At 68.2% G+C, this 25147-nt stretch carries 24 protein-coding genes; 12 read left to right on the top strand and 12 right to left on the bottom strand.

Annotated elements, in window-relative coordinates:
- Positions 1-182: 182 nt before the first annotated feature.
- Positions 183-917: a PepSY-associated TM helix domain-containing protein gene (locus CFB35_RS16095; protein ID WP_059583953.1), complete on the top strand. Its 735-nt coding sequence runs from the start codon at positions 183-185 to the stop codon at positions 915-917.
- A gap of 61 nt (positions 918-978) precedes the next feature.
- Here the strand turns inward: CFB35_RS16095 and CFB35_RS16090 are convergent, their stop codons facing one another.
- The 8 genes from CFB35_RS16090 to CFB35_RS16055 form a co-directional block, all read right to left on the bottom strand.
- On the bottom strand, positions 979-2004 hold the full coding sequence (locus CFB35_RS16090; protein ID WP_059583951.1) for an XdhC family protein: 1026 nt from the start codon (positions 2002-2004) through the stop codon (positions 979-981).
- A gap of 239 nt (positions 2005-2243) precedes the next feature.
- A complete protein-coding gene (locus tag CFB35_RS16085; RefSeq protein WP_059583949.1) occupies positions 2244-3650 on the bottom strand; it encodes an amino acid permease in 1407 nt (468 codons plus the stop codon).
- A 214-nt stretch (positions 3651-3864) separates the two neighbouring features.
- The gene (gene rqpR / locus CFB35_RS16080) at positions 3865-4521 is read right to left on the bottom strand and encodes a response regulator transcription factor RqpR (protein ID WP_059583947.1); all 657 of its coding nucleotides are present in this window, start codon (positions 4519-4521) and stop codon (positions 3865-3867) included.
- A 7-nt stretch (positions 4522-4528) separates the two neighbouring features.
- Positions 4529-5344, bottom strand: a complete 816-nt coding sequence (rqpS, locus tag CFB35_RS16075; RefSeq protein WP_059583946.1) for a quorum system sensor histidine kinase RqpS — start codon at positions 5342-5344, stop codon at positions 4529-4531.
- A gap of 447 nt (positions 5345-5791) precedes the next feature.
- Complete coding sequence (locus CFB35_RS16070) at positions 5792-6562, bottom strand: ferredoxin--NADP reductase (protein WP_059583944.1); 771 nt, start codon at positions 6560-6562, stop codon at positions 5792-5794.
- A 317-nt stretch (positions 6563-6879) separates the two neighbouring features.
- A complete protein-coding gene (locus tag CFB35_RS16065; protein WP_059583943.1) occupies positions 6880-7695 on the bottom strand; it encodes an endonuclease/exonuclease/phosphatase family protein in 816 nt (271 codons plus the stop codon).
- Positions 7696-7700: 5 nt separating this feature from the next.
- On the bottom strand, positions 7701-8189 hold the full coding sequence (locus tag CFB35_RS16060; RefSeq protein WP_059583941.1) for a hypothetical protein: 489 nt from the start codon (positions 8187-8189) through the stop codon (positions 7701-7703).
- A 146-nt stretch (positions 8190-8335) separates the two neighbouring features.
- Positions 8336-9070 (bottom strand): nitroreductase, encoded by a 735-nt coding sequence (locus CFB35_RS16055; RefSeq protein WP_059584035.1) that lies wholly within the window; start codon positions 9068-9070, stop codon positions 8336-8338.
- A 242-nt stretch (positions 9071-9312) separates the two neighbouring features.
- On the opposite strand from CFB35_RS16055, the gene CFB35_RS16050 reads away from it, so the two are divergent.
- From CFB35_RS16050 to CFB35_RS16005, 10 genes are all read left to right on the top strand, one after another.
- Positions 9313-10293, top strand: coding sequence for an AAA family ATPase (locus CFB35_RS16050; RefSeq protein ID WP_059584034.1), 981 nt, complete (start codon positions 9313-9315; stop codon positions 10291-10293).
- 160 nt (positions 10294-10453) lie between these two features.
- On the top strand, positions 10454-11563 hold the full coding sequence (locus CFB35_RS16045) for an NAD(P)/FAD-dependent oxidoreductase (protein WP_059583939.1): 1110 nt from the start codon (positions 10454-10456) through the stop codon (positions 11561-11563).
- Positions 11564-11730: 167 nt separating this feature from the next.
- On the top strand, positions 11731-12042 hold the full coding sequence (locus CFB35_RS16040) for a high-potential iron-sulfur protein (RefSeq protein WP_021163765.1): 312 nt from the start codon (positions 11731-11733) through the stop codon (positions 12040-12042).
- A gap of 190 nt (positions 12043-12232) precedes the next feature.
- Complete coding sequence (locus CFB35_RS16035; protein ID WP_059583938.1) at positions 12233-13540, top strand: MFS transporter; 1308 nt, start codon at positions 12233-12235, stop codon at positions 13538-13540.
- A gap of 318 nt (positions 13541-13858) precedes the next feature.
- Entirely contained in the window at positions 13859-15487 is a 1629-nt protein-coding gene (locus CFB35_RS16030; RefSeq protein ID WP_059583936.1) for an ABC transporter substrate-binding protein, read from the top strand.
- A 118-nt stretch (positions 15488-15605) separates the two neighbouring features.
- Positions 15606-16616 (top strand): ABC transporter permease subunit, encoded by a 1011-nt coding sequence (locus tag CFB35_RS16025; protein ID WP_059583935.1) that lies wholly within the window; start codon positions 15606-15608, stop codon positions 16614-16616.
- Between the two features lie 4 nt (positions 16617-16620).
- Positions 16621-17538, top strand: coding sequence for an ABC transporter permease subunit (locus CFB35_RS16020; RefSeq protein ID WP_006489141.1), 918 nt, complete (start codon positions 16621-16623; stop codon positions 17536-17538).
- Positions 17539-17540: 2 nt separating this feature from the next.
- A complete protein-coding gene (locus CFB35_RS16015) occupies positions 17541-18542 on the top strand; it encodes an ABC transporter ATP-binding protein (protein WP_059583933.1) in 1002 nt (333 codons plus the stop codon).
- Positions 18539-19555: a peptide ABC transporter ATP-binding protein gene (locus CFB35_RS16010; protein ID WP_059583932.1), complete on the top strand. Its 1017-nt coding sequence runs from the start codon at positions 18539-18541 to the stop codon at positions 19553-19555. The genes CFB35_RS16015 and CFB35_RS16010 overlap by 4 nt, the downstream gene beginning before the upstream one ends.
- Positions 19548-20693 carry a TraB/GumN family protein gene (locus tag CFB35_RS16005; protein ID WP_059583930.1) on the top strand — a complete coding sequence of 382 codons (1146 nt, stop codon included), beginning with the start codon at positions 19548-19550 and terminating at the stop codon, positions 20691-20693. The genes CFB35_RS16010 and CFB35_RS16005 overlap by 8 nt, the downstream gene beginning before the upstream one ends.
- A gap of 564 nt (positions 20694-21257) precedes the next feature.
- On the opposite strand, the gene pxpA is transcribed toward CFB35_RS16005, so the two are convergent.
- The 3 genes from pxpA to pxpB are packed head-to-tail and all read right to left on the bottom strand — an operon-like array spanning position 21258 to position 23798.
- Entirely contained in the window at positions 21258-22022 is a 765-nt protein-coding gene (pxpA, locus tag CFB35_RS16000) for a 5-oxoprolinase subunit PxpA (RefSeq protein WP_059583929.1), read from the bottom strand.
- Between the two features lie 55 nt (positions 22023-22077).
- Positions 22078-23145 carry a biotin-dependent carboxyltransferase family protein gene (locus CFB35_RS15995; RefSeq protein WP_059583927.1) on the bottom strand — a complete coding sequence of 356 codons (1068 nt, stop codon included), beginning with the start codon at positions 23143-23145 and terminating at the stop codon, positions 22078-22080.
- Positions 23142-23798 carry a 5-oxoprolinase subunit PxpB gene (pxpB, locus tag CFB35_RS15990; RefSeq protein ID WP_059583926.1) on the bottom strand — a complete coding sequence of 219 codons (657 nt, stop codon included), beginning with the start codon at positions 23796-23798 and terminating at the stop codon, positions 23142-23144. The genes CFB35_RS15995 and pxpB overlap by 4 nt, the downstream gene beginning before the upstream one ends.
- 149 nt (positions 23799-23947) lie before the next feature.
- Between pxpB and CFB35_RS15985 the strand changes: the two genes are divergently transcribed.
- Entirely contained in the window at positions 23948-24460 is a 513-nt protein-coding gene (locus tag CFB35_RS15985; RefSeq protein ID WP_059583924.1) for a winged helix DNA-binding protein, read from the top strand.
- Positions 24461-24534: 74 nt separating this feature from the next.
- Here the strand turns inward: CFB35_RS15985 and CFB35_RS15980 are convergent, their stop codons facing one another.
- Positions 24535-25143, bottom strand: a complete 609-nt coding sequence (locus CFB35_RS15980) for a 5-formyltetrahydrofolate cyclo-ligase (RefSeq protein ID WP_060010301.1) — start codon at positions 25141-25143, stop codon at positions 24535-24537.
- Between the last annotated feature and the right edge of the window lie 4 nt (positions 25144-25147).

The following is a 25147-nucleotide window of genomic DNA, read 5'->3' as shown; positions in this document are numbered from 1 at the left end:
TCGTGCTGCAACGGACACCTTTCTTTCGCGTTCCGGCGCGCAGGGAACCCGCCGTTCCGCACGCGCACGGATTGAGCCGGCTTTTGATTTATGTAATGATATCCATTCTCATTTTCATGCTGCCCGGGCGGTGCGCACTTCCTGCGCGCCGCCCGTTGTTTTGAACGAATGGAACCTTTCGCGTGAACGCGCCCGAAACGATCGACCCGCCGAAGACGGGCATGCCGCGCGCCGGCGTCACCATGCTGCACCCGGCGGGCCGCCCGCTGAGCGACGACGAACTGGCCGCGCGCCGCCAGCGCTCGCGCCGCGCGACCTTCATCAAGTGGCTGCGCAAGGTGCACGGCTGGGTCGGGCTGTGGGGCGCGGTGCTCGGGCTGCTGTTCGGGGTGACCGGCGTGGTGCTGAATCACCGCGCGCCGCCGCTGAAGATTCCGACCGGCGAGCCGCAGGTCGAGGAGATGCAGATCGCGCTGCCGGATCCGGTGCCGAAGACGCCCGCCGCGATGACGAAGTGGCTGCAGCAGGAGCTGCATTTCGACGGCAAGCCCGGCCGCATGCGCAAGGAGCCGGCGCAGGCCGTCGCGTGGGGCGACAAGCGCGTGATGCAGCCCGAGCACTGGCAATTCGGCGTGTTCGGGCCGCACCAGAACCTGCAGGCCGAGTACTGGGTCGGCAACGGCTACGTGTCGGTGAAACGCACGGGCAACACGTTCCTGACGACGCTGAACAACCTGCATCGCGGCGTCGGGATGAACCTCGGCTGGGTGCTGCTGATGGATACGATCGCAGGTTCGTTGATCCTGCTGTCGCTGACGGGCGTGCTGCTGTGGACCGAGCTGAACAAGCGCCGCACGGTCGGCGTCGTGCTGGTGGTCGGTTCGGTTGCCGCCGCGCTGGCTGCCGGCCTCACCTGATCGGCGGTGGCGCCGGCCTGCGCCGGCGCCCGGCGCGAGCACGGCCGCCCGCCGCCGCGGGTCAGAGGCCGCAGGCCGCGCCGCCGTTCGCCGCGATTTCGCGCGCGGCCTTCGCGCCTTCGACCTGCAGGATCGTCGGCAGCGACACGTTGTTCTTCGCGGCGGTGATCTCGGCCAGGATCGAGATCGCGATTTCCGGCGGCGTCCGGCTGCCGATGTAGATGCCGGCCGGCCCATGCAGCCGGGCCAGTTCCGCTTCGCTCAGGTCGAATTCGCGCAGCCGCTCGCGCCGCGCCGCGTTGTTGCGCCGCGAGCCGAGCGCGCCCACGTAGAACGCGGGCGTCTTCAGCGCCTCCATCAGTGCGAGATCGTCGAGCTTCGGGTCGTGCGTGAGCGCGATCACGGCCGAACGCGCATCGAGCTTCATGTCGAGCACCGTGTCGTCGGGCATCGAGTGCACGACGCGCGTGCCCGGCACGTCCCACGCATCCGTGTATTCGTCGCGCGGATCGCACACCGTCACCTGGTAGTCGAGCCCGACCGCGATCTGGCACAGATAGCGTGACAACTGGCCGGCGCCGATCACGAGCATCCGGTAGCGCGGCCCGTGGATCGTCACGAGCCGTTCGCCGTCGAACGCGAGCCCGTCGGTCGCCTGCGCGGGCGACAGCGACGCGCGGCCGGTCGCGAGCGTCATCGTGCGCGTGACGAGGTGGCCGGCCTCGACCTGCGCGCACAGCGCGGCGATCCCGCTGTCGCGCGTGAGCGGTTCGAGCACCAGCTGGATCGTGCCGCCGCACGGCAGCCCGAAGCGGTGCGCTTCCTCGGCGGTCACGCCGTACTTGAGCGCTTCCGGGCGCGCATCGGCCGCGATGCCGCTCGCATGCACGCGGGCGATCAGGTCGTCCTCGATGCATCCGCCGGACACGGAGCCGACCACGAGGCCGTCCTCGCGCACCGCGAGCATCGCGCCTTCGGGGCGCGGCGACGAGCCCCACGTTTTCACGACTGTCACGAGCAGCACGCGCCGCCCTTCTTCGAGCCAGCGCGCGCTGGATTTCAGTACATCGAGATCGACGCTTTCCATCGTTTTTCCTGTTGCCGGACGGCCCGCCGCGCGGCGCCGTCGTTCGATGGCGGGATTATGAACCGCCCGGCGCGCGCGTGCAGGCGGCGCGCGGCTCGCGCGGGCAAATCCGGAGGATCGGGCAAGATTTCGCGACGATCGGACAGTGATCGCGCGGGCGCCGAGGGGGCGGGAGAGAAGGGGGCGTGCGGGGCCGGCAGCGGCCCCGCGCGGGAGGCGTCATCGCGCCATGACGGCGCTCAGTGCGCGTCGGGGTGGCCGTGCGCGAGCTTCGAGTGGTGCCGCGAGTACAGGAAGTAGATCACGAGGCCGATCACGAGCCAGATGGCGAACGCGGCCCACGTGACGGCCTGCAGATTCAGCATCAGGAACAGGCACGACGCGACCGCGAGGATCGGCACCACGGGCACGCCCGGGCAGCGGAACGCGCGCGGCAGCTCGGGGTGCGTGCGGCGCAGCACGAGCACGGCGATCGACACCATCGAGAACGCCGCGAGCGTGCCGATGTTGATCAGCTCGGCGAGCACGTTGAGCGGCACGAGCGCGGCGATCAGCCCGAAGAACAGGCCGACCAGCCAGGTGGTCAGGAACGGCGTCGCAAAGCGCGGATGCACGCGCGACAGCGTGGCCGGCAGCAGCCCGTCGCGCGACATCGCGAAGATCACGCGCGTCTGGCCGTAGCTCATCACGAGGATCACGGTCAGCATGCCGAGCACCGCGCCGAGATCGATGAAACCCGCGACCCACTTCTCGCCGGCGACCTGCAGCGCATACGAGATCGGGTGCGAGATGTTCGCGTACTCGGCCGACGGCACGATGCCGGTCGCGACCGCGGCGACCGTCACGTACAGCACCGCGCACACCGCGAGCGACGCGATGATGCCGATCGGCAGGTCGCGCTTCGGGTTCTTCACTTCCTCGGCCGCCGACGACACCGCGTCGAAGCCGATGAACGCGAAGAACATCACGGCCGCCGCGCCGAACACGCCGTTCCAGCCGTGCGGCATGAACGGCTGCCAGTTCGCGGGCGTTACGTGGAACAGGCCGACCGCGATCACGAGCAGCACGACCGACACCTTGATGAACACCATGATGTTGTTGATGCGGGTCGATTCGCGGATGCCGATCGACAACAGCGTCGTGATCACGATCATCACGAGGAACGCGGGCAGGTTGAACCACGTGGTGACGCCCGGCACCGCGCCCGGCGCGGCCGTCAGCACGGCCGGCAGCGTGAGCCCGAAGCCCTGCAGCAGCGACTGCAGATAGCCCGACCAGCCGACCGACACGGCCGACGACGCGAGGCCGTACTCGAGCATCAGGTCCCAGCCGATGATCCACGCCACCAGCTCGCCGAGCGTCGCGTACGAATACGTGTAGATCGAGCCGGCGACGGGGATCGTCGACGCGAACTCCGCGTACGACAGTGCGGCGAGGCCGCACGCGATCGCGGCGATCACGAACGACAGCATCAGCGCGGGGCCGGCCTGGACGGCGCCGGTGCCCGTCAGCACGAAGATGCCGGTGCCGATGATCGCGCCGATGCCGAGGAAGGTGAGGTCGATCGCGCCGAGCGCTTTCTTGAGCCCGGCGGCTTGCGCGCCGGCGATCATGCGATCGACGTTTTTCTTGCGGAAGAGAGACATTGCGGAGGAATCGCCGGCACGCGCGGGCACGGCGCGCCGATTGAGTGAAAACCCGTAATTTTAGCCGATTTGGCGTGCAAGCCCTGCTGCGGTGCAGCGGCGCGCCGCGGAATCGGCCGAGAAAACAAGCGCCTGCGTGCGCAACGGGCGCGCCTGGGCGCGGCGCGGCATGCACCGCGCCGCCGGATCGGACGAATTCGAACTGGCCGGGGGATCAGGCGCCGGCCGTGGGCGCCATGTCGACGAGCTGGTTGCTCATCACGTAGAACGTGAGTTCCGCGTTGTTCGACAGCCGCATCTTCTCGAGCAGCCGCGACCGGTACACGCTCACCGTCTTCACCGACAGCGACAGCGTGTTCGCGATATCGGTGAGCCGCTTGCCCGACGCGAGCATGCAGAGCGTCTGGTATTCGCGGTCGGACAGCTTCTCGTGCGGCAGCGGCTCGTTCTCGAACGACACGTATTCGGCGAGCGCCTCGGCCATCGCGGGGCTCACGTACTTGCGGCCGGCCGCGACCTGCTGGATCGCGCCGATCATCTGCGCGGCGTTCACCGTCTTCGACAGGTAGCCGGACGCGCCTGCCTTCAGCGCGCGCACCGCGTACTGGTCCTCGCGGTACATCGAGAACATCAGCACCGGCGTGCGCGACAGCTTGCGCTTCAGGCGCTTGAGCAGCTCGATGCCGTTCGTGTCGGGCAGCGAGATGTCGAGCAGGATCACGTCGAATTCCTGCTTGTCGACGGCGGCCATCGCATCGCCGCCGTTCTCGGCCTCGGTCACGTCGCGCGCGACGCCGCGATCGATCAGCAACTGGCGGATCCCTTGCCGGACAATCGCGTGATCGTCCACGAGCAGGATGTTCAGGCTCATCGCGGCCTCACGAAAGCGACGTGCGACGTGCCGCGACGGGCACCGCGAGCAGCGAATTCCACGCGAAGCGCGCGATGACGCGCGTGCCGCGGCCGGTTGCCGGCGTGACCGTCTCGAAGCTGCCGCCGAACGCCTCGCAGCGCGCGCGCATGCCGGCGAGGCCGTAGCCGTTGCGGCGGCGCCGGGCGAAACCGGTCCCATCGTCGGTGACACTCAGCGACAGATGGGTGCCGTCGGTGACGATCCGGACGTCGACCGACGTCGCGCGGGCGTGCTTCGCGACGTTCGACAGCGCTTCCTGCGCGACGCGGAACACCGCGAGCGCACCGGCGCCGGCGATCTGCGTCAGGCGCGCGTCGGCCGCGCACACGAAGCTCGTGCGCAGGCCCGTGCGCGCCGCATGGGTGTCGATCCACGACGACAGCGCGCCGACCACGCCTGCGTCCAGCGCCGGCGTATCGCGTTCGTCGATGAGCCGGCGATTCGCGTCGGTCGCGGCATCGAGCGCCTGCTGCGCCAGCGCCAGCGCGCGCAGGCAGCCTTCCGGCGCGTCGGCCGGCAGCCACGTTTGAACGTTTGCGAGTGCGAAGCGGGCGGCGGTCAGTTCGGCGCCGAGCCCGTCGTGCAGCTCGCCGGCCAGATGGCGGCGGGCCGCTTCGTCGGCGGCCAGAAGCTCGGCGGAAAGGGCGGCGATCCGTGCGGCGGACGCGTCGCGTTTCGACGCGGCGTCGGCCATGGGCGGAGTAGCAGCGCAGCCAGGCATGCGCTGCCGTGACGGGAACGGGGCGTGGGCGCCCGAGGGCGCGTTAAGCGACGTATCCATGACTCTCCTGCTCTCAGAAAGCGGTTCAGACACCGGCTGGCTGCGTGCGCTGGCTGCCGTTTCGATGACGGTCGCCGCCAGAGAATCGCTCCATGCCGAGGTAACAAAAGTTACATCTTGTAACACATGCATCCGACCCTTCCATGCTCTTCCGAACGGCAACCACGCGCGCCGAATAATATCTCAAAACTACTGAAAACGTCATGTCGGGCGGACATTTAAGGGTAAATGTGAATAATCGGAATGAAGGTGTTGTAGGAAAAACACTGACATCCGACCACCGGGCGATGACGTATCCAAATGTAACTATTTGAGATGGAATGGTCCCAGTTTGTTACGAATTCGCCAAGTGGGGACGAAAAAAAACCGGAGCTTTTGCTCCGGTTCTTGATGACGCGCAATGAGGGCCTGTTCCCGTTATTGGCGGGAACGGCCCTGAGGGATCGGTCAATCCACGAACGCGCGCTCGATCACGTAGTGGCCCGGCGCGCTGTTCTTGCCTTCGACGAGGCCGGCCTGCTTCAGCAGCTCGGTCGTGTCCTTCAGCATCGCGGTGCTGCCGCACAGCATCACGCGGTCGTTTTCCGGCGAGAACGCGGGCACGCCGAGATCCGTGAACAGCTTGCCCGTCGCGATGAGGTCGGTGATCCGGCCTTCGTTGTCGAACGCTTCGCGCGTGACCGTCGGGTAGTAGACGAGCTTTTCCTTGATGATGTCGCCCAGGTACTCGTGGCCCGGCAGGTCGTGCTTGATGTAGTCCATGTACGCGAGCTCGCCCTTCAGGCGGCACGTGTGGGTCAGGATCACCTTGTCGAAGCGGTCGTAGATGTCCGGATCCCGGATGATCGACATGAACGGCGCGAGGCCCGTGCCCGTCGACAGCATCCACAGCGTCTTGCCCGGCAGCAGGTTGTCGGCGACCAGCGTGCCCGTCGGCTTCTTGCCGATCAGCACCGTGTCGCCCACCTTCAGGTGCTGCAGGCGCGACGTCAGCGGGCCGTTCTGCACCTTGATGCTGAAGAATTCGAGATGCTCTTCGTAGTTCGGGCTGACGATCGAGTAGGCGCGCGCGAGCGGCTTGCCGTCGACTTCGAGGCCGACCATCGTGAATTCGCCGTTGTTGAAGCGCAGGCTCGGCTCGCGGGTGCAGGTGAAGCTGAAAAGCGTGTCGGTCCAGTGATGGACGGATTGGACGGTGGCGGTGTCGTATTTGCTCATGGCTTTGAAAACGGACGCGCGTAGCGGACGCGTGTAACGGGCCCAAAAACGGGCAAAAAAACCGAGTGCGTCGGCCCGATCGCGGACCGGCCGGCCGGCGCGTCGGACACGCGCCTTCTCGATGACAGACGTTTGAGGAACTCGTTATTTTACCCTGCTTGGGGCAGATGCGGGCTTGACCCGCGCGGCCGCGCGGATTTGGCGCAACGCATCCTTTCAACGGGCTTTCGTCGATCGGCCGCGCTCGACCATGCGTTTCGCGCCGAGGCCGACACGTTCGGGCGGCGCCTTGACGGGAGCGCGCGGCCGCCGGCGCGTTACTGCGGATCGAGGCGCAGCCGCGCGATGTACGGCAGGTGGTCCGACAGCCAGGCGGCTTCGCCGGACGGCGCGCGCCATTCGAGCGGCGTCAGGCCGCGCACGAACATCTTGTCGAGCGCGAGCGCCGGCGAGAACGCGGGGAACGTGCGGCCCGATTCACCGAGCAGCGTCGCGACCTCGGACAGCCCGATCTCGCCGAACAGCGCGACCGAGTCGTTGCGCCAGTCGTTGAAGTCGCCGGCGAGCATCAACGGGCCGTCGCCCGCGTTGCGCACGATCCAGTGCGCGATCCAGTGCATCTGGCGCAGCCGCGCGGCGCGCGTGAGCGCGAGGTGCGCGCACAGCAGCGTGACCGGGCGCGCGCCCGCGAGCGTCGCGCGCGCGACCAGCAGCCCGCGCCGCTCGAAGCGGTGCGCGGAGATGTCCCAGCGGCCGCCGAGGTCGAGCGGATGCGGCGACAGGATCGCGTTGCCGTGCCGCCACGACGGCTTGAACACGTTCGGCCCGAGCGCGATCTGCCAGTCGAGCGCCTGCGCGATCTCGGTGGCCTGGCAATGCCACACGTCGTCGACCGCGTCGTCCATCGGCGAGCCGAAGCCCGGTGCGAGCATCGGGCGCGGCATGCGGCGCGCCATCGCTTCCTGCAGGAAATACACGTCGGCATGCATCGACTGCATCCAGTCGCGCATCGCGTTCCACGCGGTGAAGCCGAGCGGCGAGCGGCCCTTGTGCAAGTTCCAGCTCACGGCGGTGATTTCATCGGGCGTGGCGTGCGGCTCGGCGAACGGCAGGGACAGGGCGTCGGCGGACATGACGCTCAATCCTTCGCGACGTGCGCACGCACGCGGTACACGAGATGCGGATGCTGCTCGACGAGCGTCCAGTCGGTCCATGCATCGCCCCCGACCGCCAGGCCGGGGTGGCTCGCGACGATCTGCCGCGGCGCCGCGGGCACGCACGCATCGCCATGCGTCGCATTGTCGTCGTCGAGCGTTTCCTGCACGTCGAGCCCGAGCGACACGGTGTGCGCGTTGGCGTCGACGGCGAGCGGGGCGACCGTCACCGAGCGCGAGCGCTCGGTCGGCACGACGCGCGCGGCATTGCCGCAGCCCACCGGCACGGAGGACGGATAGCGATGGGTATCGGTGCGGGACTGACCCACGGTGGTGTTTTGCTGGAACGTGTCGATCGTCTGACCGTCGCGCACCACCTGGATTTCCCATGCGACGACGGCCGGCGCGGGGCTCTGCGCATGGGCGGCGAGCACGATGCTCGCAAGCAGGACGGCCAGGCCGTGTTTCAGCATGAAACGTCTCCGGAAACGCGCGATAGCAGGGAACGGACGCACATCTTACGCCCGATCGATTTCGGCCGTGATGTGACAGGACGTGCCGCGGCAGGTTCGCAGCACGATGCGGTCCTGCCCGACAAGTGAGGCCGCGTCATGCGTTTTCAAGCGAAAAAGCGCGTGAACTCGGCGACGCTCGCGCGCTCGGTGACGAGGCGGTTCTCGATCGCGTCGGGGTCCGCATGGCCGAGCGCCATGCCGCAGACGAACTGCTCGTTGGCGGGAATGCCGAGGTGTTCGGCGACGATCCGGTGAAACGGCACGAACGCGGCCTGCGGGCAGGTGTCGAGGCCGCGGGCGCGCGCCGCCGTCATCACGCCCTGCAGGAACATCCCGCAGTCGAGCCACGCGCCCTGCGCCATGATGCGCTCGAGCGTGAAGAACAGCGCGACCGGCGCATCGAAGAAACGGAAATTGCGCGCGTGCTGCGCGTGCATGCGCGCCTTCTCGTCGCGGCGGATGTTCAACAGCCCGTACAGGTCCCAGCCGACCTTGCGGCGCCGGTCGAGATACGGCGACACCCATTCGCGCGGATAGTAGTCGTATTCGGCGACGTATTTCTCGTCGCGCGCGGGATCGTCGTAGGCCGCGGTGAGCGCGGCCGCGAGCGCGTCGCGCGTCGCGCCCGTGGCGACGTACACGCGCCATGGCTGGATGTTGGTGCCCGACGGCGCGCGGCTCGCGGCTTCGAGGATCGCCTCGATCGTGTCGCGCGGCACGGGCGTCGGCAGGAACGCGCGGACCGCGCGGCGCGACTTGAGCGCGGCGTCGACGGCATCGACCGCATCGACGCAACGGAGCGCGTCGGCGTCGACGCGCGGGGAAGCGGGGACGGACATCGGCAACCCTTCGGGCGAGGTGTCAGGCGAGGTGCGGAGCGGCATGCGCGCGGCCGCCATCGGCGAGCCCCGCGCGAGCGTCGTGAATCTTCGATGATACGCCGCGGCGCGCGGCCGTGCAGCGTGCGCGCGCTGTTAGCAGCAGACGCGCCCGGCTGCTTGCTTGCGCGGCGATGCGGGATCGCTACACTGAAATCGTAAGGGTCTGATGCATGTATGACGGCAAGTGCAGCGAGGTGAGTATGACGACGGCGATGGTGAAACATGAACTGGCGGTGGCGTCCTTCAGCACGGTGTACGACCTCGAGCAGGTCGAGACGGCGCTGGGCGACCTGAACGAGAGCGCGAGCGACGCACTGCGCTCGACCTACGAGAAGATGCTCAAGACGGGGAATCTGCGTTTCTGCGTGAAGCCGAACCGGATGCCGTCGTTCGACGCGCTCGGCGAGGCGTTGCCGAATTTCGGCGAGCCGCTCGACGACGTGCGCAAGCAGATCGCGCTGTGCCTCGAAACGGACGACCGGCTCGAACTGATGCCGATCCTGCTGCTCGGGCCGCCCGGGATCGGCAAGACGCATTTCGCGAAGGCGCTCGCGCAACTGCTCGGCACCGCGTATCACTACGTGCCGATGAGTTCGCTGACGGCCGGCTGGATCCTGTCGGGCGCGTCGTCGCAATGGAAGAACGCGAAGCCCGGCAAGGTGTTCGATGCGCTCGTGAACGGCAGCTACGCGAACCCGGTGATCGCCGTCGACGAGATCGACAAGGCCGGCAGCGATGCGCAATACGATCCGCTCGGCGCGCTGTACGCGTTGCTCGAGCACGACACCGCGCGCGCGTTCGTCGACGAATTCGCGGAAGTGCCGATCAACGCGGGCAACGTGATCTGGATCGCGACCGCGAACGACGCGCAGGCGATTCCGGAGCCGCTGCTCAACCGGATGAACGTGTACGAGATCGCGCCGCCCGATGCGGCCGGCGCGCGCCGGATCGCGCAGACGATCTACGACGAGATCCGCACGTCGCATGCGTGGGGGCGGCGCTTCCCCGAGACGCTCGGCGACGATGCGCTCGACGTGCTGGCCGCGACGCCGCCGCGCACGATGCGCCGCGCGCTGCTGCACGCGTTCGGCGCCGCGCGGCTCGACGGCCGCGATGCGATCGGGCCGGCCGACATCCGCGCCGACGAAGGCGCGGCGAAGCGCCGGCCGATCGGCTTCTGACGCGGCCGCGCGCGCACGGCCGCGGCGTGCGCGCGTGGCGTTCGTGGCGCGCGCGCCCGCATCGTCGGCCTCGTCGCGATGCGCGGGCGTTCGGCAAGCGGGCGAACCGGGACGTACAATCGTCCTCTCTCCCTTCGACGCGCGAGCAGCGCGAAAAGCCATGGAGCAGACGGATTGTGTCGTGATCGGCGCGGGTGTCGTCGGTCTGGCGATTGCACGCGAACTGGCCGCGCGCGGGCGTGAAACGATCGTGCTCGAGGCGGCCGACGCGATCGGCACGGGCACGAGTTCGCGCAACAGCGAGGTGATTCACGCGGGGCTCTACTATCCGCGCGGGTCGCTGAAGGCGACGTCGTGCGTGCATGGGCGCGACCTGCTGTACGAGTTCTGCGACACGCATCACGTGCCGCACCGGCGCACCGGCAAGCTGCTCGTCGCGACGAGCGCCGCGCAGGTGAAGCAGTTGAAGGCGATCGCCGCGCGCGCGGCCGAAAACGGCGTGCTCGACCTGTTGCCGCTCACGCGCGCCGAGGCGCAGACGCTCGAGCCCGCGCTCGAATGCGTGGAGGCGCTGTTCTCGCCGTCGACCGGCATCGTCGACAGCCATCAACTGATGCTCGCGCTGCTGGGCGACGCGGAACGCGACGGCGCCGTATGCGCGCTGCACGCGCCGGTCGAATCGATCGACGTGCTGCGCGGCGGGCGCTTCGTCGTGCGCACCGGCGGCGCCGCGCCGGCCGAGATCGACGCCGCGTGCGTGATCAACAGCGCGGGGCTCGGCGCGCAGGCGCTCGCGCGCCGTACGCGCGGCCTCGATCCGCGCTGGGTGCCGCCGCTCTATCTCGCGCGCGGCAATTATTTCAGCCTGTCGGGCCGTGCGCCGTTCTCGCACCTGATCTACCCGATGCCCGAGCGCGCGGGGCTCGGCGTGCACCTGACGTTCGATCTCGGCGGGCAGGCGCGCTTCGGCCCGGACGTCGAGTGGTGCGATTCGCTGCGCTACGAAGTCGATCCGGCGCGCGCGGGGGCATTCTATGCGTCGATCCGCGCATTCTGGCCGGGCCTGCCCGACGATGCGCTGCAGCCCGCGTACGCGGGCATCCGGCCGAAGCTCGCGGGGCCCGGCGAGTCGCCGGCCGACTTCATCGTGCAGGGCGCCGCGCAGCACGGCGTGCGCGGGCTCGTGAACCTGTTCGGCATCGAGTCGCCGGGGCTGACCGCGTCGCTCGCGCTCGCGCAGCGCGTGGGCGACATGGTGTCGCGGGTGTGACGCATGGCCCGCCGCCGCGCGGGCCGGCCGCGTGAAGCGCGTGTGAAGCCCGTGTGAAATCCCTTATCTCCGGCATTTCGGCGCGCACATTTATTCGCTTGAGCGTTATTCTGTTGGACGCCGTCGCCAGAACGGCTTTCAAACCGATAACGTTGGAGCGAGTCCCCATGAAAACATCCCGTCGGAGTTTCCTGATCACGAGCATTGGTGCCGTGTCCGCGCTGGCGCTGTCGCGCGAAGCACTGGCCGATGCGCCGATGCTGTCGGAAACCGATCCGACCGCGGTGGCGCTCGGCTACAAGGCCGATGCCACGAAGGTCGACAAGACGAAGTACCCGAAATACGCCGCGGGCCAGGATTGCGCGGCCTGCATGCTGTACCAGGGCAAGAAGGGCTCGGCTTCGGGCCCGTGCGGCGCATTCCCCGGCAAGCAGGTGTCGGCGAAGGGCTGGTGCAGCGCCTTCTCGAAGATGGGTTGAGGCCCGTGCGGCATCGTGCGATGCCGCAATGCGGCGAAAACCGCAAACGCCCGCCGTCGTTCGATGGCGGGCGTTTTTTTAATGCTTGAAAACGGTTCCGTCGCTTTCTACACTCGCTGCACACCAGCGCGCCGCGGCACCCCGCGCGCCGAACCGCCCGATACGGCGAATCCACGAGGACGAGGCACGCATGGCGACGATTGCGAATTCAACGAAAACGACCCGGCCCGAGCGCGCGCTGAACCGGCGTGCCGTCGTGGCGGCCGTGATCGGCAATGCGCTCGAGTGGTACGACTTCACGGTGTTCGGCTTCATGACGGTCGTGATCGCCGAGCTGTTCTTCCCCACCTCCAGCGAATACTCGTCGCTGCTGCTCACCACCGCGACGTTCGGCGTCGCATTCTTCATGCGTCCGATCGGCGGCATCGTGTTCGGCCTGTACGCGGACCGCGCGGGCCGCAAGGCCGCGCTGTCGCTCGTGATCCTGCTGATGACGGCCGGCATCTTCCTGCTCGCGATCGCGCCGCCCTATGCGGCGATCGGCATCGGCGGCCCGCTTCTGATCGTGCTCGGCCGCCTGCTGCAGGGCTTCTCCGCGGGCGGCGAATTCGGCAGCGCGACGGCGCTGCTGATCGAGGCCGCGCCGTTCTCGAAACGCGGCTTTTACGGCAGTTGGCAGATGGCGAGCCAGGCGGCCGCGCTGCTGATCGGCGCGCTCGTCGGCGCGGCCGTCACGCGCGGGCTGTCGCCCGACGCGCTGCGCAGCTGGGGCTGGCGCGTGCCGTTCGTCCTCGGGCTCGTGATCGGCCCGATCGGCTTCTACATCCGCCGCCATCTCGCGGATTCCGAAGCATTCCTGCATGCGCAGCAAAGCGCGCGCCGCGCGACGCTCGGCGAAGTGTTCACGCGCCACCCGCGCGAGGTGCTGTGCGGGCTCGGCTCGGTGATCGCGCTCACCGTGACGATCTACGTACTGATCAGCTATCTGCCGACGTTCGCGGTGAAGCAGCTGAAGCTGCCCTATGCGGAATCGTTCTACGCGGTGATCGCGGGCAACCTGCTGCTGATGGTGCTGTCGCCGGTCGCGGGCGCATGGTCGGACCGCATCGGCCGCAAGGGGCTGTCGCTGTGGTCGCTCGTGCTGACGCTCGCGCTGATGTATCCGCTGTTCGCGTGGCTCGACGCGGCGCCGAGCATCGGGCGGCTGATCGCGGTGCAGGCCGTGCTGTCGGTGACGCTCGCGGGCTACTACGGGCCGTTCGGCGCGATGATCGCCGAGCTGTTCCCGGCCAACGTGCGTTCGACCGGGCTGTCGATCGCGTACAACGTCGCGGTGATGCTGTTCGGCGGCTTCGGGCAGTTCATCGTCACGTGGCTGATCAAGGTCACGGGCACGCCGCTCGCGCCCACCTACTACGTGATGGCGGGCATCGCGCTGTCGATCGTCGCGGTCGCGTTCGTGCCCGCGCGCAGCGCCGACCTCGATGCGCCGGCGTGAGCGCGTGACGGATCGAATGCCGTCATTACATCGTTTCGCAAAACGCAACGATCGGCGGCCGAACGACGAGGACGCGTGTCGCACCTTCGTGTTCGCGTCCGGATTGTTTAGTCGCCGAACGAAACACGCGCGAAATGAACGGAATCGCCGCTCACGCGCGCTGTCGCATTTTTTACCCACACTAAACATCGGCAAAAACCCGGCGGGCGTCTGGAAGAGTTTTTTCTCCAGCTTGTTGCAGAATCGCTAGCTCAAGTAATATCCGCGTACGCCGGCTCCCTGGCGGGACCGGTTCCGATCTGGAGACCTGGAGGAAACATGGAATACAACCGTCTGTTGCACACCCTGCGTGTTACCGCCATGGCAGGCGTGGCAGCGGCATCGCTCGGCGTCGCGGGTTCTGCATTCGCACAGATCCCGAACAAAACGCTCGTCTACTGCTCAGAAGGCAGCCCGGCGGGTTTCGATTCCGCGCAATTCACGACCGGCGTCGATTTCACCGCCGCCACGTTCACCGTCTACAACCGCCTCGTCGAATTCGAGCGCGGCGGCACGAAGGTCGAGCCCGGCCTCGCCGAGAAGTGGGACGTCTCGTCCGACGGCAAGGTGTACACGTTCCACCTGCGCCATGGCGTGAAGTTCCACACGACCGACTTCTTCAAGCCGACGCGCGAATTCAATGCGGACGACGTGCTGTTCACGTTCCAGCGCATGCTCGACCCGAACAACGCGTTCCGCAAGGCGTACCCGGTGTCGTTCCCGTACTTCACCGACATGGGCCTCGACAAGCTGATCACGAAGATCGAGAAGGTCGATCCGTACACCGTGAAGTTCACGCTGGCCGAGCCGAACGCGCCGTTCATCCAGAACATGGCGATGGAATTCGCGTCGATCCTGTCGGCCGAATACGGCGATCAGCTGATGAAGGCCGGCAAGGCCGCCGACATCAACCAGAAGCCGGTCGGCACGGGCCCGTTCATCTTCCGCAGCTATACGAAGGACGCGACGATCCGCTTCGACGGGAATCCTGATTACTGGAAGAAGGGCGAAGTGAAGCTGTCGAAGCTGATCTTCTCGATCACGCCGGATCCGGGCGTGCGCGTGCAGAAGATCAAGCGCAACGAATGCCAGGTGATGAGCTATCCGCGCCCGGCCGACATCGCGACGCTGAAGGCCGACTCGGGCATCGACATGCCGTCGCAGCCGGGCTTCAACCTCGGCTACCTCGCGTACAACGTCGAGCACAAGCCGGTCGACAAGCTCGAAGTGCGTCAGGCGCTCGACATGGCGATCAACAAGAAGGCGATCCTCGATTCGGTCTACCAGGGCGCCGGCCAGGCCGCGACCGCGCCGATGCCGCCGACCCAATGGTCGTACGACAAGAACCTGAAGATGGCCGCCTACGACACCGCGAAAGCGAAGGCGCTGCTCGCGAAGGCCGGCTTCCCGAACGGTTTCGAGATCACGCTGTGGGCGATGCCGGTGCAGCGCGCGTACAACCCGAACGCCCGCCTGATGGCCGAGATGATCCAGGCCGACTGGGCGAAGATCGGCGTGAAGGCGAAGATCGTCACGTACGAATGGGGCGAGTACATCAAGCGCGCGCACGCGGGCGAGCAGGACACGATGCTGATCGGCTGGACGGGCGACAACGGCGATCCGGACAACTGGCTCGGCACGCTGCTCGGCTGCGAGGCGATCAAGGGCAACAACTTCTCGCACTGGTGCTACAAGCCGTTCGACGAGCTGATCCAGAAGGGCCGCACGACGACGGGCCAGGATGCGCGCACGAAGCTCTACACGCAGGCGCAGCAGATCTTCGCGCAACAGCTGCCGTTCTCGCCGATCGCGAACTCGACGGTCTACCAGCCGGTGCGCAAGAACGTGGTCGACATGCGTATCGAGCCGCTCGGCTATGCGCGTTTCGACGGTGTCAGCGTGAAGTAACGGGGCTGGCGTAAGCTGTCGTCATTGAGAAAACCGGCTTGAAACCATCCGGCGGCGAGGGGCCAGAAGCCCCTCGTCGCCGGTCGCACATTTCCCACAAGAAAATACGAGACGCATCATGTTCAGATTCGTGTTGCGCCGCGTGGGGATGGTGATCCCGACCTTCATCGGCATCACCATCCTGGCGTTTGCGCTGATTCACCTGATACCGGGCGACCCCATCGAAGTGATGATGGGCGAGCGCGGCGTCGATCCCGCGATGCATGCGGAGGCGATGAAACGCCTCGGGCTCGACCAGCCGCTGCCGCTGCAGTATCTGCACTACATCGGCCGGGCGCTGCACGGCGACCTCGGCATGTCGATCATCACCAACACGAGCGTCGCGGGCGAATTCTTCGCGCGCTTCCCGGCGACCGTCGAACTGTCGCTGTGCGCGCTCGTGTTCGCCCTCGCGGTCGGGCTGCCGGCCGGCGTGATCGCCGCGCTGCGGCGCGGCTCGGTCATCGATCACGGCGTGATGGGCACCGCGCTCACCGGCTATTCGATGCCGATCTTCTGGTGGGGGCTGATCCTCATCATGGTGTTTTCGTCGACTCTCGGCTGGACGCCCGTGTCGGGGCGCATCGCGGTCGAATACGATTTCCCGCACCCGACCGGCTTCATGCTGATCGACGCGCTGCTCGCGCCGGACGAAGGCGCGTTCAAGTCGGCGGTGAGCCACCTGATCCTGCCCGCGATCGTGCTCGGCACGATCCCGCTCGCGGTGATCGCGCGGATGACGCGCTCGTCGATGCTCGAAGTGCTGCGCGAGGACTACATCCGCACGGCTCGCGCGAAGGGGCTGTCGCCCGTGCGCGTGGTCGTCGTGCATGCGCTGCGCAATGCGCTGATCCCGGTCGTCACCGTGATCGGCCTGCAGATCGGCACGCTGCTTGCTGGCGCCGTGCTGACCGAGACGCTCTTTTCGTGGCCCGGCGTCGGCAAGTGGCTGATCGACGCGATCGGCCGCCGCGACTATCCGGTCGTCCAGGGCGGCATCCTGCTGATCGCGACGCTCGTGATCGTCGTGAACCTGGTCGTCGACCTGCTGTACGGCGTGCTGAATCCGCGCATCCGCCACACGAGGTAATTCCATGAGCAATCTGCAAAATACCCTGCCGACCGAATCCGCGCCGGCCGGCGGCCGTGCGCTCGCGCTGCGCGAGTTCTGGGCCAACTTCTCGCGCAACCGCGGCGCCGTCGGCGCGGGCATCGTCGTGATCGTGCTGATCGCAGTCGCGCTGCTCGCACCGCTGATCGCGCCGCACAGCCCGGTCGAGCAATATCGCGACTACGTGAAGATTCCGCCCGCGTGGCTCGCCGGCGGCAACTGGCAATTCATCCTCGGCACCGACGAAGCGGGCCGCGACATCCTTTCGCGGCTGATGTTCGGCGCGCGGATGTCGTTCTGGATCGGCTTCGTGTCGGTCGTGCTCGCGCTGATTCCCGGCATCGTGCTCGGGCTGGTCGCCGCGTTCTTCCAGAAATGGGCCGACACGCCGGTGATGCGCATCATGGACGTGCTGCTCGCGCTGCCGTCGCTGCTGCTCGCGGTCGCGGTCGTCGCGATCATCGGCCCGGGCCTCACCAACACGATGTTCGCGATCGCGATCGTCGCGCTGCCGGCCTACGTGCGCCTCACGCGCGCGTCGGCGCTCGGCGAGCTGCAGAAGGAATACGTGACCGCGTCGCGCGTGGCCGGCGCCGGCACGCTGCGCCTGATGTTCTCGCAGGTGCTGCCGAACTGCACGGCGCCGCTGATCGTGCAGGCGACGCTCGGCTTCTCGTCGGCGATTCTCGACGCGGCCGCGCTCGGCTTCCTCGGCCTCGGCGTGCAGCCGCCGACCGCCGAGTGGGGCGCGATGCTGGCCTCCGCGCGCGACTACATCGACAACGCATGGTGGATCGTGACGATGCCCGGCCTGTCGATCCTGATTTCGGTGCTCGCGATCAACCTGCTCGGCGACGGGCTGCGCGACGCGCTCGATCCCAAACTGAAACGGATGGCGTGAACATGAGCAGCCAGAATCTTCTGACCATCCGCAATCTCGCGGTGAATTTCAACGGCCTGCCCGCGGTCGACCGGATCAACCTGTCGGTCGCGCCGGGCGAGGTGGTGGGCGTCGTCGGCGAATCGGGTTCGGGCAAGAGCGTGACGATGATGGCGCTGATGGGCCTGATCGACGCGCCCGGCAAGGTGACGGCCGACGAGGTCACGTTCAACGGCGTGGATCTCCTGAAGGCGTCGCCGAAGGCGCGCCGCAGGATCGTCGGCAAGGACATCGCGATGGTGTTCCAGGACGCGCTGACGAGCCTGAACCCGAGCTACACGGTCGGCTACCAGATCAAGGAAGTGCTGAAGCTGCACGAAGGGCTGCGCGGCGACGCGCTGCACCGGCGCGCGCTCGAGCTGCTCGACCAGGTCGGCATTCCCGATGCGAAGAACCGCATCGCGTCGTTCCCGCACCAGATGTCGGGCGGGATGAACCAGCGCGTGATGATCGCGATGGCCGTCGCGTGCAACCCGAAGCTGCTGATCGCCGACGAGCCGACCACCGCGCTCGACGTGACGATCCAGGCGCAGATCATGGATCTGCTCGTGAAGCTGCAGAAGGAACGCGGGATGGCGCTCGTGCTGATCTCGCACGATCTGGCCGTGGTGTCGGAGGTCGCGCATCGCGTCGCGGTGATGTACGCGGGCGAGATCATCGAGACCAACCGCGTGCCCGACATCTTCCGCGCGCCGCATCATCCGTACACCGAAGCGCTGCTCGCGGCGATTCCCGAGCACAATCAGGGGGCGCGTCGCCTTGCCGCATTGCCCGGCATGGTGCCGGGCCGCGATGATCGCCCGTCCGGGTGCCTGTTCGCGCCGCGCTGCAAGTACGTCGTCGACGATTGCCGCAAGGCGCGGCCGGCGCTCGACACGCTGGTGCCGGCCAACGATGCGATGCGCGCGCGCTGCATCAAGCCGCTCAATGTTTCCAACCTCGACCTGACGGGAGGGGCACGATGAATGCAGTCAATCAAACGCCTCGCGCATCGCACGACGAGGAAGCGGTACTGGTGGCCGACGGCCTCGCGAAACACTACACGGTGAAGCGCGGGATGTTCGGCCAGGGCACGGTGAAGGCGCTGAACGGCGTGTCGTTCTCGCTGAAGCGCGGCAAGACGCTTGCCGTCGTCGGCGAGTCGGGCTGCGGGAAGTCGACGCTCGCGCGCCAGCTCACGATGATCGAGGCGCCCACCGCGGGCAGCCTCGTGATCGACGGCAAGAACGTGGCCGGCGCGAGCCGCGACACGGTCGCCGACCTGCGCCGCCGCGTGCAGATGGTGTTCCAGAATCCGTTCGCGTCGCTGAACCCGCGCAAGACCGTCGAGCAGACGCTCGCCGAGCCGCTCGAGATCAACGCGAACCTGACGGCCGCCGAGCGCGCCGCGCGCGTCGCGCAGATCATGCGCACGGTCGGCCTGCGGCCCGAGCACGCGAAGCGCTATCCGCACATGTTCTCCGGCGGCCAGCGCCAGCGGGTCGCGATCGCGCGCGCGATGATCCTCGATCCGCGCATCGTCGTCGCCGACGAGCCGGTGTCCGCGCTCGACGTGTCGATCCAGGCGCAGATCCTGAATCTGTTCATGGATCTGCAGGAGCAGTTCAAGACGAGCTACGTGTTCATCTCGCACAACCTGTCGGTGGTCGAGCACGTCGCGGACGACGTGATGGTCATGTACTTCGGCAGCGTCGCCGAGCTCGGCGACAAGGCGACGATCTACGCACGGCCGCGCCATCCGTACACGCAGGCGCTGATGTCGGCGACGCCAGCGATCTTCGAGGAAGACCGCCGCGTGCAGATCAAGCTGCAGGGCGAACTGCCGTCGCCGCTCAATCCGCCGTCGGGCTGCGCGTTCCATCAGCGCTGCCCGTACGCGATCGAGCGGTGCCGCGTCGAGGAGCCGCAACTGCGCGAAGTGGACGGCCGGCGCGTGGCCTGCCATCGCGCCGAGGAAGTCGGGGAGGCGAATGCCTGAAGCGTTGGCGGCGCGCGTGTCCGGCGCGCGCCGTGCGGGGGCAGGCGGCGCGCGCGCAATGCGCGCGTACCGCGACGCGCGGCGCTGGAGCGTGCGTACCGTCACGGGCGCGGCGCTGGCCGGCGCGTGCGTGGCGACCAGCGTCGTGGCCCCCGTCGAACCGGCGCGTGCCGAAGGGCGTGCGCCGGCGACCGCGCCGATTCGTCCGTCACAGGTTCCACCGCCCGGCATGAGCCTGCCGGGCTTCCATGCGCCGGCCGTGTCCGACGGCACGGTGTCGCGCGGCACCGTGCGCGTGCAGCCGGCGCGCATGCCGTTCTACGTCGCGACCCGGGGCAAGGTCACGCTCTACGTGCTCGGCACGCTGCACACGGGCGATCCGTCCGACTACCCGAGCGCGCAGCCGTTCCGGCCGCCCATCCTCGCGGCGCTCGCCGCGTCGCCGACGCTCGCGCTCGAGCTGTCGCCCGACGATCTGCTCGAATCGCAGGACGACGTGTCGAAGTACGGCGTGTGCCGCTATCCGTGCCTGCAGCGCCTGCTGCCCGAGCCGCTGTGGCAGCGGCTCGCGGCGCGCCTGCGCGGCAACCCGGCCGCGCTCGCCGAGATCCGCAAGATGCGGCCGTGGCTCGCGGCGCTCGTCGTCGAGACCTACGATTCGCTGTCGGCCGGCCTGCAGACCGAATACGGCACCGAGGCGCAGCTGCAGAACGTGTTCCTGAGGAAGAAGGGCGGCCGCGTGATCGGGCTCGAGACGCTCGCCGAGCAGATGCGCGCGTTCACCGGGCTGACGCTCGCCGAGCAGCGCGAGATGCTCGCGCAGGACATGGTGCAGACGCCCGCGCAGAACGCCGACGACATCAAGGCGCTGCACCGGCTGTGGCGAATTGGCGACGCCGATGCGATCTCGGCGTGGGCCGTCGCGAAGAGCGAACGGCTCGCGCGTTCGAAGGCGTTGTCGGCGTCGCTCGACAACAAGATCGTGTACGAGCGCAACCGGCGCTTCGTTGCACGGATGACGGCAATCGCCGCGCCGAACCGGCCGCTGTTCGTCGCGATCGGCGCGCTGCACCTGGGCGGCCCGCGCGGCGTGCTCGAATTGTTGCGCCAGCAAGGATACCGGGTCGACGCGAACTGATCGCGCCCGGCTGCCCGCCCTGATCATCCCCTGTTTGATCGACGACTCGCGCGCCGCGCGACGCGCCTGCGCGGTGGCGCCGGTCGATAAGGAAAACCCTTGAATCGTCGGAAAATAGCGTTTAAAACGATTGACATCCCGTTCGGCCGATCTCTATTCTTCATCCCACAAGTTGAAAAAATGAAAAGAATAGATAAGTTCTACGGGGTAGCAGAAATAAAGCGCGGGGTGAGCGTCGCCGGCACGTGAAGCACGTGCCGGCCGCGGAGAGTCTGCATGCACGGCGGGGCCAACGTCGTCTACAACACATGCATGCGGGCCGACTTGCACATAAGCGACGTTCCGTCGTCTGACCGGGGAAGGCAGTGATCGGGCGGCGGCGGACGTTTTTTAATCCGGAATATTTTTCCGGTCACCGTCGAAAGACGGTTTCGGGGGGTGAATCGACAGACGGCGAAGCCGCGGCGATTGCACCAACGGAAAAGCGCCGCGAGGGCGCTTTTTTCTTTGCCGCGACGAAAACGTGCGGCCCGCGGCAATGTGCCGAATACGCCGAATGCTTCGTTACGCGCGTTCGTCGGCCTGCAGCGCGCCGGGCGCCACGACGTCGACGCCGGCGGCCGCGAGCGCCGCGCGGATCCGCTTCGCGAACGCCAGCGCATGCGGCCCGTCGCCATGCAGGCAGACGGTCTGCGCATTGAGCGGCACCCACTCGCCGCTCAATGCGCGCACCTGCCGGTTGCGCACCATGTCGAGCGTGCGCGCGAGCACCGCGTCTTCGTCGTCGATCAACGCGCCGGGCTGACTGCGCGGCACCAGCGAACCGTCCGCGCGGTAGCCGCGATCGGCGAACACTTCTTCCACCGCCGCGAGCCCCGCATGCCGCGCGGCCGCGATGAACACGCTATTCGCGAGGCCGAACACCGCGAGCGACGGATCGAAATCGTGGATCGCGGACACCACGGCGTCGGCGATCATCGGGTCGCGCGCGGCCTGGTTGTACAGCGCGCCGTGCGGCTTCACGTGCGCGATGCGCCCGCCCTCGGCCTGCGCGATCGCCGACAGCGCGCCGAGCTGGTACAGCACGCCCGCATAGATGTCGCCGGCCGGCAGCTGCATTTCCTTGCGGCCGAAATTCTCCGGATCGTGAAAGCTCGGGTGCGCGCCGATCGACACGCCCTTGCGCACGGCCCAGCGCACGCAGTCGCGCATCGCGTTCGCGCCGCCTGCATGCCAGCCGCATGCGATGTTCGCCGACGTGACGAGGTCGAGCAGCGCCTCGTCCGATCCGCATCCTTCGCCGAGATCGGCATTCAGATCGATTTCCATATGTTCCTCGTCCACTGGTTGCGTGGCGCGTCTTTCGCTGCTGCTTCCGCCATTGTCACGCCGCGCGCGATCCGGCGCGGCGGCGCGCCTCCTCGCGCATCTCGATCGCGACGTCGATCTGCCGCAGGTACGCCCGTTCCGCGACGAGGGCGGCACGCGCGGCATCGGGCGTCGTGCGCACGAAGCGGATCGGCAGGTTGAGCCGCGCCTGCGCGAGCTTCCACAGATCGGCGCGGATCACCGTGCCGATCTTCGGGTAGCCGCCGGTGGTCTGCGCGTCGTGCATCAGCACGATCGGCTGGCCGTTCGGCGGCACCTGGACCGTGCCGGGCAGTACCGCGTGCGACAGCAGCTCGACCGGCCGCTCGCGCGCGAGCTCGGCGCCGGCGAGGCGATAGCCCATCCGGTTGCTGTTCGCGGTGACGAGCCATTCCTCGTCCCAGAACGCCTGCTGCGCATCGGCCGCGAACGACGCGTAGTCGGGGCCCGGCAGCACGCGCACGGGCATCGCCCACGGCGCATGCGCGGGGCGGTGACGGCGCGGCGGCTCGTCGACCCGCACGAACGCGCACCACGCGGGCGCCTTCACGCCGAATTCGGGCGCATCGGCCGCCAGGCAGCCCGCGCCGGCCGGCGGCACGCCGACCGGCAGGCGATCGCCGTCGCGCAGCGCGCGGCCGCCGAGGCCGCCGAAGCGCGACGCGAGATCGGTGCTGCGCGAGCCGAGCATCGGCAGCACGTCGATGCCGCCCGCGATGCACAGGTAGCCGCGCATCCCGCGTTTCGCGGCCGGCAGCACGAGCGTCTGCCCGGCGTCGACCGGCAGGCTCCACCACGCGTGCACGGGCTTGCCGTCGAGCGTCGCGCCGAATTCGGTGCCGGTGATCGCGATGCGCGTGGCGCGCGGGAAGCGGAACGCGGCGGGGCCGATCGTGATTTCGACGGCCGCGGCGTCGGGGCGGTTGCCGACGAGCCGGTTGCCGACCTCGAGCGCGAGGCCGTCGAGCGCGCCGCCCTGCGCGACGCCGAGATGGCGCATGCCGCGGCGCCCGAGATCCTGCACGGTCGACAGCGGCCCGGCCCGCACGACTTCGATGGTGCCCGGTGCGTTGCTCTGGGTCATCGTGTGTGGACTCCGGCGATGGTGAAGCGTACGCGGTCGCCGGGCAGCAGCAGCGTCGGCTGCTGCCGCGCCGGATCGAACAGCACCTGCGACGTGCGGCCGATCAACTGCCAGCCGCCGGGCGACGTGGCCGGGTAGATGCCCGTCTGCGCGCCGCCGATGCCGACCGAGCCGGCCGGCACCTCGAGCCGCGGCGCCGCGCGGCGCGGCGTGTGCAGCGACGCGTCGAGGCCGCCCAGATACGCGAAGCCCGGCTGGAAGCCGACGAAGAACACGACGTAGGCGCCGCCCGCGTGGCGCGCGACGACTTCATCGGCCGACAGGCCCGTGTGCGCGGCGACGGCGGCCAGGTCGGGGCCGGCGGCCCCGCCGTATTCGACCGGGATCTCGACCTCGCGGCCGTCCGCGTGCTCCACGTCGGCCGTCTCCCACGCGTCGCGCAGCGCGGGCGTGAGCGAGTCGGCCGTCGCGGCGAGCGCGTCGAACACGATGGTCAGGTTGTTCATGCCGGGGACGACGTCGATCACGTCAGGCCATGCGCGCGCGGCCTCGGCCACGGCCCAGACGCGGCGCTGGCAATCGAGCGTGGCGGGCGGCGGCACCTCGCAGACGAGGGCGGCATCGCCGAGCGGATAAATGCGGGGTTGCGTCATCGGACTGGCACGGTTCGGACGGCAATGTTAGCGCACATTGTCAATAAAATATCGACAACTTCTCAATAAGCGTTTTCGCCTAGCTCGTCGGCCGGGGCTTCTGGCGTACACTCGGGCACATCCTGTCATCCGGCTTGCGCCGCCTTTCCATGAAGCGTCCTGCGACCAAGATCGTGTCATCCGAACACCTCGTCTCCGAATCGAGCGCGGAACTGTCGGAGCTCGAATACGGGCTCATCATGGCCGGCAACGCGTTCAACCGCTGGATGGTGCGCTGCATGTCGGCGGCGGGCGCGAAGGACATGACGGCGGTCGAGGTCTCGCTGCTGCATCACGTCAGCCATCGCGAACGCAAGAAGAAGCTCGCCGACATCTGCTTCGTGCTCAATATCGAGGATACGCACGTCGCGACCTATGCGCTGAAAAAACTGATCGCCCGCGGCTATGTGAAGAGCGAGAAGAGCGGCAAGGAAGTGTTCTTCTTCGCGACCGACGCGGGCCGCGAGCTGTGCCTGAAATACCGCGAGGTGCGCGAGCACTGCCTGATCGAGACGCTGAAGGACAGCGGCCTCACCAACGAGCAGATCGGCGACGCGGCGCAGTTGCTGCGCCACGCTTCGGGCCTCTACGACACGGCCGCGCGCGCGGCGGCGTCGCTGTAGGCGCCGGCGCAAAGGGGCGCGCGCGGCGATGCGCTCACGGGCGCATGGCGACGATCGCGGCGCCGCGCGCGGCATTATCCGGCGCCCGGGTAAAGCGCGCCGTCGGTGACGATCCAGCGCAGCGCGAGATCGTGCGCTTCGGCCGGCAGCGCATCGACGCGGCATGCTTCGTACGCGATGCCGACCGTCACGGGCAGCGCGTCGCCCGGCCACGCGGCGAGCGTGCGGTCGTAGTAGCCGCCGCCGTAGCCGAGCCGGTAGCGCTGGAGATCGAATCCCACGCAGGGAATCAGCAAAAGATCGGGCACGACGACGATTCCTGACGCCGGTTCGGGAATCCGGTGATGGCCTTCGCGCATCGGCGTGTGCGCATCCCACGCGTGAAACGCGAGCGGCGTGTGACGCTCGCCGATCACCGGCAGCGCGGCGCGCCGGCCGGCGCCCGCCGCGCACCATGCGAGCACCGCGTCGCGCGCATCGAATTCGCCCGGCAGCGGCCAGTAGAACCCGACCGTGCGCGGCGCCAGACGGTCGAGCAGCGCGCGCAGCCGCGCGTCGAGCGCGGCGTTCGCGGCGGGTTGCGACGCGGCGTCGCGACGGGCGCCGGACAGCGTTTTGCGCAGCGCAACCTTCGGGTTCGGCACAGGGTTGCGTGCTATGCTTTCGCTCACTTCGTGCTCCATTCAA

It is taken from the genome of Burkholderia sp. AU16482, assembly GCF_002223285.1.
In the GTDB taxonomy this organism is placed as follows: Bacteria; Pseudomonadota; Gammaproteobacteria; order Burkholderiales; family Burkholderiaceae; genus Burkholderia; species Burkholderia semiarida.
This window is presented reverse-complemented; position numbering and strand designations above follow the sequence as displayed.